The sequence below is a fragment of the Rhizobacter sp. P1_G5 genome (assembly GCF_056405435.1).
On the sequence record NZ_JBFUCB010000706.1, the window covers coordinates 1 to 2,940 of the forward strand.

Consider the following 2,940-nt stretch of genomic DNA (forward strand, 5'->3'; position numbering starts at 1 on the left):
CTGGTGGCCGGTGCGGAGGGCGTCGACGAGTGGGAGCTCGGCCTGCCGGCCTTGCGGCCGCAGCGCCGCCTGGCCTGGCCGGCCCCGCCGGGCGCCGTGCACAGCGTGGCCTACGGCACCGACGGCCGGCAGGTGGTGGCGGCCACCGACGCGGGCGTGGTGCTGTGGCCGGCATCGGCGGCGAGCGGCACGGCGGCGCCGCCACGCGTGCTCGAAGGCAGCGGCGATGTCGGCCGCCTCGGCTTCAGCCCCGACGGCCGGCGGCTGGCCGCCATCACGGCCGATGCGAGCGAGCTGCGGGTGTGGTCGGTCGACGACGGCAGGCTGCTGTTCCGGCGGCGTCCGCAGAACGCCGACACCGGCGTGGTCGGCGGCCTGATGGGCGCGGTGTTCCGCGCCGAAGGCGACGAACTCGTCGCCGTGCAACGCCCGGGCTGGCCCGGCTTCGGCGTGCGGCTGTTCACCTACGACGGCCGGGGCGCGCTGACCGCCAGCGCCGACGAGCAGCCGTGCAAGGACCTCGGCTATGCGTTCGCGCAGGGCGGCGGCACGCTGGGCGTGTCGGTGATGCCGCAGCTGTGCCTGCTCGACCTGCAGCGCCTGCAGCTCGACCCGGCCGGCGGCGCGCATCCGTACCAGCGCATCGACCGCAGCGAAAGCGGCGGCGTCGACGACATCGTCATCAACCGCGACGGCCGGCGCATCGTCAAGCTGCTGCGGGGCGCGAACGAGGTGCAGGTTGCCGACCTGGTGTCGGGCGGGCTGTGGCGGCTGCAGGGCGCGTTCGACATGCCGGTGCGCGACACCTACGAGTCGCTGGTGAGCCTGAGCGAGCAGGGCAACCGGCTGGCGATCAAGGCGGCCGACGGCGCGGTGCGCGTGTACGACCTGCGCCCGCGCCTGCGGCCGCTCGGCGACCGCGTGGCGCCGTGGTGGGTGAGCCGCGACGAGTCCCGCATGGTGACCGCGATGCGCAGCCCCACCGGCGACGCGCTGCAGCTGCGCCGGCTGGGCGACGGCCAGCTGCTGCAGCAGCTGGACACGCCCGACCTGTACGACTCGGTGGTCGAGATCGGCGTGTCGCCCGACGAATCGCAGCTGGTGCTCTCGGGCCACTGCGAGACGGCCGAACGCCAGTGCCTGAGCGGCTTCGACCTGGCCAGCGGCCGGCAGCTGTCGTGGCACCGGCACGATGGCGTCATCGCACGCGCCGACGACCTGCACCTGGTGCGCGATGGCAGCGAATGGCTCCTCTACACCGCCGCCGAGCAACCGCTGTTCCGCATGCCCGCGGCCGAGGCCACCGGTCGAGGCGGCGCCGGCCGGTTCGACCCGCGTGCCGATTCGCTGGTGCTCGGCCATGCGCGGCTGTTCGCGACCAAGACCGTGCTGCCCGGGCGCGTGCGGATCGAGGTGCAGGCGATCGAGCAGGGCACGGCGCGCGTGCTGCGCCGCATCGAGCGGGAGGCGCCGGACGGCATGAACATGGCGCTGCGCGGCGGCGGCCGGGTGTTGCAGCTGTGGGACGCCCGGCACACCGAGCTGTGGGACCTGCGGGCCGAGTCGTCGACCCCATCGCTGCAGCTCGGGCCCTCGTCGCGCGGCAGCCTCATCGTCAACGAGGCGACCGGGCTGGTGGCACTGCGCGGCCCGTCCGGCTGGGAGCTGCTCGAGCTGCGCGGCGGTGCGGCGCGCGGCAGCCTGCGGGCCGAGATGAACGTCGATCCGAGCGGGCGCCATGCCTTCGGGCAGAGCGCCTCCGGCGACGGGCTGGAGGTGCGGTCGCTCGACGATCCGGCGGCCCCGCCGGTCGTGCTGAAGGGCTGGCCGGCGCAGCCGGCATTCAGCCGCAGCGGCGGCGTGATGGTGGTGCGGCTGCCGGACCAGCAGCGCCTGCGGGTCTACCGCCTGCCGTCGACCGAGCCGATCCTCGAGACCGACCTGCAGGTCTTCGCCGAGACGCAGCTGACGGCGCAGGGCGGCTACCTGATCGACCGCAACGGCCGCCTCATCCCGACCGACGGCAAGCGCGTGATGGAAGAAGCGCAGGCGCAGGCCAGCCGCGACCTCGACCCCGGCGAGCGCTGCCGCCTGATCGGCGCGCCGCCGGGCTGCCTGGGCGACAAGCTCAAGCCGCGGCGGGCTTCTTCCAGCTCGCGCTGACCTTGATCGAGCCGTTCGCCTCGCCCTTGGTGAGGCAGGGGATGCCGGCCTCGCCCTTGAAGCCGAGGTTCAGCTCGACGCTCCAGCTGTCGGGCTGCGTCGCTTCCAGCGCCTCGCGCACCGGCCGCGTCACGGCGGCCAGCAGGCTGCGCATCTCCTGGCCGATGTCGCGCACCTTGTCGGCCACCGCACCGCGCTCGACCAGGCCGCCGCGCTCGACCAGGCCGGTGGAGGGCGGCGCATCGGCGGCATCGACCTCGACGCTGAGCAGCACGCCGTCGATCAGGATCTCTCGTGTGGCCATGGCGGTCCTCCAGACGCGTTCAACCGCGTTCGCCGAGCATAGGCGCCACGGCCGGCGCGGTCGTCGTCAGGGTTGGGGATGCGCCACCGTCGGCCGCACCGTCAGGTACAGCGGCTGGCCGGTCGCGTTGCCGCGCAGCAGCTTCAGCACGCAGTCGCGGTTGATGCGGCTCGCGTCGAGCGCCTGGTGCAGCCGGTCGACCGACTCGATCGCCAGGCCGTCGATGCCGATCAACAGGTCGCCCTCGCGCAGGCCGGCGCGCGCGGCCGGGCTGCCCGGCTCGACCGCCGACACCCGCACGCCATGCGATTGCCCGAGCCCGAGGCCGACGACGATGCGCCGGTCGAGCGCCGTCGTGCTGCCGCCCACGCCCAGGTAGCCGCGCTGCACCCGGCCGTGCTGCAGCAGCTGCGGGATCACCCATTCGGCGATGTCGATCGCCACTGCGAAGCTGATCGACTGCGCGCCGCGGA

At 74.3% G+C, this 2,940-nt stretch carries 3 protein-coding genes; 1 reads left to right on the plus strand and 2 read right to left on the minus strand.

Annotated features, from left to right (window positions below; genetic code table 11):
- On the plus strand, positions 1-2,163 hold a 2,163-nt coding region (locus AC1D12_RS29785; RefSeq protein ID WP_477844823.1), incomplete at its 5' end, for a WD40 repeat domain-containing protein.
- On the opposite strand, the gene AC1D12_RS29790 is transcribed toward AC1D12_RS29785, so the two are convergent.
- Positions 2,129-2,467 carry a CU044_2847 family protein gene (locus AC1D12_RS29790; RefSeq protein ID WP_477827206.1) on the minus strand — a complete coding sequence of 113 codons (339 nt, stop codon included), beginning with the start codon at positions 2,465-2,467 and terminating at the stop codon, positions 2,129-2,131. The genes AC1D12_RS29785 and AC1D12_RS29790 overlap by 35 nt on opposite strands.
- Positions 2,468-2,533: 66 nt before the next feature.
- A partial coding sequence (locus AC1D12_RS29795; protein WP_477844825.1) for a S1C family serine protease occupies positions 2,534-2,940 on the minus strand: 407 nt, incomplete at its 5' end.

Excerpts from the sequence above, each read along its gene's own strand:
- AC1D12_RS29790 (WP_477827206.1), bottom strand. The coding sequence starts at position 2,467 with ATGGCCACACGAGAGATCCTGATCGACGGCGTGCTGCTCAGCGTCGAG.